At 71.8% G+C, this 6044-nt stretch carries 5 protein-coding genes; 3 read left to right on the top strand and 2 right to left on the bottom strand.

From position 1 onward, the window contains the following. A partial coding sequence (locus E1266_RS34815; protein WP_132054455.1) for a winged helix-turn-helix domain-containing protein occupies window positions 1–309 on the bottom strand: 309 nt, incomplete at its 3' end. A gap of 167 nt (window positions 310–476) precedes the next feature. Here E1266_RS34815 and E1266_RS34810 point away from each other — a divergent pair. From E1266_RS34810 to E1266_RS34800, 3 genes are all read left to right on the top strand, one after another. Further along, window positions 477–2147 (top strand): fumarate hydratase, encoded by a 1671-nt coding sequence (locus tag E1266_RS34810; protein WP_132054453.1) that lies wholly within the window; start codon window positions 477–479, stop codon window positions 2145–2147. Between the two features lie 150 nt (window positions 2148–2297). After that, complete coding sequence (locus E1266_RS34805) at window positions 2298–3557, top strand: serine/threonine-protein kinase (RefSeq protein WP_132054451.1); 1260 nt, start codon at window positions 2298–2300, stop codon at window positions 3555–3557. Window positions 3558–3687: 130 nt separating this feature from the next. Beyond that, on the top strand, window positions 3688–5082 hold the full coding sequence (locus tag E1266_RS34800) for a class II fumarate hydratase (protein ID WP_132054449.1): 1395 nt from the start codon (window positions 3688–3690) through the stop codon (window positions 5080–5082). A gap of 61 nt (window positions 5083–5143) precedes the next feature. On the opposite strand, the gene E1266_RS34795 is transcribed toward E1266_RS34800, so the two are convergent. Next, window positions 5144–6044 (bottom strand): hypothetical protein (locus E1266_RS34795; protein WP_347876771.1); only part of this gene is annotated, 901 nt, incomplete at its 5' end.

Here is a 6044-nt window from a genome sequence, read left to right as displayed (position 1 = left end):
GGCGGGGTCCGGGCGCGGGGAGCCGCCCGGCGCGGCCGCGGGCTCGGGCTCGTCGTCCGGGCGGGCGAGCGGCGCGATGCGGGTGCCGTCGCCGCGCCGCGCGACGAGGAATCCCTCGGCGGTCAGCTGCTCGTAGGCGGCGACGACCACACCGCGGGAGACGTCCAGGTCGCGGGCGAGGTCACGGCTCGACGGCAGCCGCGTCCCGGCGGTCAGCCGGCCGGACCGCACGGCCGAGCGGAAGCCCGCGGCGATCTGGGCCGCCAGCCGCCCGGTGCTCCGGTCGAGGGGCAGATGAAGGTCGGTCACATCATGTTCAGCGCCGGGAGGGATCGCCCGTGTCACGGCCCGGTGCCGCGCAGGGTGTCGCGGCGGGGTGTCGCAGCCGGTGTCACGCCGGGTGCCGTGCCCGCCCCGGGGGCCCAGGTCGTACCCTGTGGTCCGGCCCATCGGAATCGCGCGAGGATCTGCCTGAGATGCCTGAGTTCTCCTACACCGACCTGCTGCCGCTCGGCCCGGACGACACCGACTACCGGCTGCTGACCTCCGACGGGGTCTCGACGTTCGACGCGAACGGGCGGACGTTCCTGCAGGTCGAGCCGGAGGCGCTGCGGCTGCTCACCGAGACCGCCATGCGCGACATCTCGCACCTGCTGCGCCCCGCGCACCTGGCGCAGCTCCGGCGGATCCTGGACGACCCCGAGGCGTCCCCCAACGACCGGTTCGTGGCGCTCGACCTGCTGAAGAACGCGGGGATCTCGTCCGGCGGCGTCCTGCCCATGTGCCAGGACACCGGCACCGCGATCGTGATGGGCAAGCGCGGCCAGCACGTCATGACCGACGGCGAAGACGAGAAGCACATCTCCCGCGGCGTGTACGACGCGTACACCAAGCTGAACCTGCGCTACTCCCAGCTGGCGCCGGTGACGATGTGGGAGGAGAAGAACACCGGCAGCAACCTGCCCGCGCAGATCGAGCTCTACGCGACGCCCGGTGACGCGTACAAGTTCCTTTTCATGGCCAAGGGCGGCGGCAGCGCGAACAAGTCGTTCCTCTACCAGGAGACGAAGGCCGTCCTTAACCCGAAGCGGATGATGTCCTTCCTGGAAGAGAAGATCCGCTCGCTGGGTACCGCCGCGTGCCCGCCGTACCACCTGGCGATCGTCGTGGGCGGCACGTCCGCCGAGTACGCGCTGAAGACCGCGAAGTACGCGTCGGCGCACTACCTGGACACGATGCCGGCCGAGGGCTCGGCGCTGGGCCACGGCTTCCGCGACCTGGAGCTGGAGCTCCAGGTGTTCGAGCTGACGCAGAAGCTCGGCATCGGCGCGCAGTTCGGCGGCAAGTACTTCTGCCACGACGTGCGGGTGATCCGGCTGCCGCGGCACGGGGCGTCCTGCCCGGTGGCGATGGCGGTGTCGTGCAGCGCCGACCGGCAGGCCCTCGCCAAGATCACCGCGGAGGGCGTGTTCCTGGAGCGGCTGGAGACCGACCCGGCGCAGTACCTGCCGGACACGACCGACGACCAGCTCGACGACGCGGTCGTGAAGGTCGGGGCGGGCGGAGGGAGTGCGGTCGCCATCGACCTCAACCGGCCGATGGCCGAGATCCGCGCCGAGCTGACCCGGTACCCGGTGAAGACGCGGCTGTCGCTGACCGGGCCGCTGGTCGTCGCCCGCGACATCGCGCACGCCAAGATCAAGGAGCGGCTGGACGCGGGCGAGCCGATGCCGCAGTACCTCCGCGACCACGCCGTGTACTACGCGGGGCCCGCGAAGACGCCGGAGGGCTACGCGTCCGGCTCCTTCGGCCCCACCACGGCCGGGCGGATGGACTCCTACGTCGAGCAGTTCCAGGCGGCGGGCGGCTCGCTGGTGATGCTGGCGAAGGGCAACCGGTCGAAGCAGGTGACCGACGCCTGCAAGGAGCACGGCGGCTTCTACCTCGGCTCGATCGGCGGTCCCGCCGCGCGGCTCGCCCAGGACTGCATCAAGAAGGTGGAGGTCCTGGAGTACCCGGAGCTCGGGATGGAGGCCGTCTGGAAGATCGAGGTGGAGGACTTCCCGGCGTTCATCGTGGTGGACGACAAGGGCGAGGACTTCTTCGCCGACACCACCGGACCCGTCCTCAGCATCGGCAGGCGCTGACGTTCGGCAGCCTCCGCCAGCCCGTCGACGGGGCCGCCAGAGGGCGTTCCCCGATGTTTCTGGCCGGTAGGTCACATTATCGGCCCAAAATCGACGTTGGTAATGAGGTCTCCCCGATGACCGCCTGGCCACTCCGGTATCTTTTCCGCCATGTCACAGTCAGAGCGCCTCGTGCTAGCGACGCGCTACCGGCTGGTCTCGGAAATCGGCCAAGGTGCCAACGGCACCGTCTGGCGAGGGCATGACGAGCTCCTCGATCGCTCGGTGGCGATCAAAGAGCTGCGCCTCCCGGAGGACCTTTCCGAGGACGACCGGGTGGTCTTCTACCGCCGCACCCTCAGAGAGGCGCGCGCGCCGGCTCAGTTGCGCACGCACTCCATCGTCGAGGTGTACGACGTGGTCATCGAGCAGGGCCGGCCCTGGATCGTGATGGAGATGATCGAGGCGCCCAGCCTCGAACATCTCATCGAGCGCTCGGGGCCGCTGCCGCCCGAACGCGTCGCGCACATCGGCCGCGCCCTCCTGGACGCCCTCAACACCGCGCACAAGGCCGGCATAGTGCACCGCGACCTCAAGCCCAGCAACGTCCTGCTGGACGGCGACAGGGTCGTGCTCACCGACTTCGGCCTCGCGTTCTCCTCGGGGTCGGCCAGCCTGACCAAGACGGGCCACTTCATGGGCTCCCCCGCCTATGTCGCCCCGGAGGTCGCCGCCGGAGAGAAGGCCACCCCCCGGTCCGACCTGTGGTCGCTCGGCGCGACGCTGTACGCCGCTCTGGAGGGCCATCCTCCGTTCGAGCGCGACAACGTGATGGCGACGCTGAGCGCCCTGGCCAACGAGTCCACGCCCGCCCCGCAGAACGCCGGCGCCCTGGCGCCCGTCATCACCGGGCTGCTGGAGAAGAACCCGACGCGGCGGCTCAGCCACGCCCGCGCGGTCGACCGGCTGGAGCGGGCGATGGCCGGGCCGCGGTCGGGGCGCCGCCAGACGACGCCCCGCTACCGGCTGATGGCCGTGATCGCGCTCATCGGCGCGACCGTGGCGTCCTGCGGCATCGGCGCGACCGCGCTCATCGTCGGCATGATGCGGGAGGGCCCCGGCCCCTCCGCGACCGCGACGACGTCCAGTCCGGCGAGCAGCGACGCGCAGGCGCCGCCGGGCATCGACACGAGCACGCTCGTCGTCCGGGCCCGCAACGACTCCTGCAAGATCTTCGTGTCGGTGCCGGGCAACGTGATCACCGTGCTCAGCGACGAGACGCTGAAGCAGAACGAGGCGCGGCAGTACGACCAGCCGCGCATCAACGCGGTGATCTACGACGCCTCCGCCTGCGACGTCTGGGTGAACGGCGAGCAGAAGGCCGTCGGCGGCCAGGGCGAGCGCAAGAACTACACCATCAACAAGGAGTGACTTAGGTCCCGGAACGCTCCGCCTGGGAATGGGACGGGTTGCGGCGAGGCTGCCATTGAGGGCGGCTGCCATCGACCACGGCTGCCATCGACGAGGATGGTCTCAGGGTTCCAGGCGGAGGTGACGTGCCATGGGTGAGCGCGAGTTCCGGATCGAGCATGACTCCATGGGTGAGGTCCGGGTGCCGGAGGCGGCGAAGTGGCGTGCGCAGACGCAGCGCGCGGTGGAGAACTTCCCGATCTCGGGACGGACGCTGGAGGACGCGCACATCGCCGCGCTCGGCTACATCAAGGCCGCGGCGGCGACGGTGAACGCCGAGCTCGGCGTGCTCGACAAGGACCTCGCGGGCGCGATCACCGAGGCGGCCCGGGAGGTCGCGGACGGCAGGTGGAACGGCGAGTTCCCGATCGACGTGTTCCAGACGGGGTCCGGGACGTCGTCCAACATGAACACCAACGAGGTCGTGGCGACGCTGGCGGAGGAGCGGCTCGGCCGTCCCGTGCACCCCAACGACCACGTGAACGCCTCCCAGTCGTCCAACGACGTGTTCCCGTCGTCCATCCACATCGCGGCGACCGGGGCCGTCCTGCACGACCTCATCCCCGCGCTGCGGCACCTGGAGAACGCGCTGGCGCGCAAGGCGGACGAGTTCCGCACGGCCGTGAAGTCCGGCCGCACCCACCTGATGGACGCGACCCCGGTCACGCTGGGCCAGGAGTTCCGCGGCTACGCGGCGCAGATCGGGCACGGCGTGGAGCGGCTGGAGGCGGTCCTGCCCCGGCTGGCGGAGCTGCCGCTGGGCGGGACGGCGGTCGGCACCGGCATCAACACCCCCGACGGCTTCGCCGCCCGCGTCATCGAGGAGATCGCGCGCGCCACGGACCTGCCGCTGACCGAGGCCCGCGACCACTTCGAGGCGCAGGGCGCGCGGGACGGGCTGGTCGAGGCCAGCGGCGCGCTCCGCACGATCGCGGTGAGCCTCCACAAGATCGCCAACGATCTGCGCTGGATGGGCTCGGGGCCGCGCGCCGGGCTGGCGGAGATCCGGCTGCCCGACCTGCAGCCCGGCTCGTCGATCATGCCGGGGAAGGTGAACCCGGTCCTCCCCGAGGCGGTCATGCAGGTCACGGCCCAGGTCATCGGCAACGACGCGGCGGTCGCGTTCGGCGGCGCGTCGGGGAACTTCGAGCTGAACGTGATGCTGCCGATGCTGGCCCGCAACGTGCTGGAGTCGATCACCCTGCTGGCGAACGTGTCGCGGCTGTTCGCCGACCGCTGCGTGGACGGCATCGAGGCGGACGTGGCGCGGATGCGCGAGTACGCGGAGTCGTCACCGTCGATCGTGACGCCGCTGAACCGCTACATCGGCTACGAGGAGGCGGCGAAGGTCGCCAAGCAGGCGCTGAGCGAGCGCCGGACGATCCGCGAGGTCGTGCTCGAACGCGGCTACGTCGCGGACGGGAAGCTGACCGTCGAGCAGCTCGACGAGGCCCTGGACGTGCTGGGGATGACCGGCTCGCAGTGACGTTCCGCGCGTCCCAGCGGCCTTCCCGGCCCCTGGGACGCGCGCGGTCCTCGTCGGAGGCTCAGTACCAGCCGATGCGCTGCGAGTGCGACCACGCGCCGCACGGGGTCTTGTAGCGGTCCTTGATGTAGCCGAGGCCCCACTTGATCTGCGTGGAGGCGCTGGTGCGCCAGTCGGCGCCGGCACTGGCCATCTTGGAGCCGGGGTTGGCCTGCGGGATGCCGTACGCCTCGGACGTGGGGTTGTCCGCGTTGGTCCGCCAGCCGCTCTCCTTGTCCCACAGCTTCACCAGGCAGCCGAACTCGCCGTCGCCGGTGAACCCGAAGCTCGGCATCATCTTCTTGGCGATCTGCTGCGCCTCGCCCGCCGGGACCGGGTCGGCGACCGGGGCGGCGCCGCCGCCGCTGCCGCCGTCGTCCTTCTTCTTCTCCGGCGTCTTGGTGGGGAGCGGCTCGCCCTTGGGGCGGAGGTCGATCCCCTTGCCGCTGTACTGGCGCGTCTCGCGGGAGGCACGTTCCATCGCGAGCCGGCGCCGCTGCTCCTCCAGCACCCGGGGGTCGACCTTGGGGGCGGCGTCGGCGAGCTGCTGGGTCGGCTTGACGGTGGCGTTGTCGTCGTCCGAGCCGCCGGTCAGCGCGAACGCCGCGGCGGCGCCGCCGCCGATCACGACCGCCGCGCCGGCGGCGACCGCCACGACGCGCATGCCGGTGCGCTTGCCGGAGGCGGCCCGGCGGCCGGCGGGGCGGGCGGCGTGGCCTCCGCCGGACGCGATCTCGTCGCGGGGGTCCGCGGCGGCGCCGGCCGGCCCGGGCGGGAAGGCGTCGAAGCCGAGGGTGTCGCCGGCGGGGGCGGCGGCGCGGGTGCGGTCCGCACCGGCGACCTTCACGTCCTCCGCGTGCGCCGCGGCGGGCACCGCGGGCTGGGGGGCCGTCTCGGCGGCCGGAGGCTGCGCGGCCGGAGGC

Source organism: Actinomadura sp. 7K534 (assembly GCF_004348575.1).
GTDB lineage: Bacteria > Actinomycetota > Actinomycetes > Streptosporangiales > Streptosporangiaceae > Spirillospora > Spirillospora livida.
Note: the sequence above shows the minus strand (reverse complement) of the source record. Positions and strands in the feature narration are given on the sequence as shown.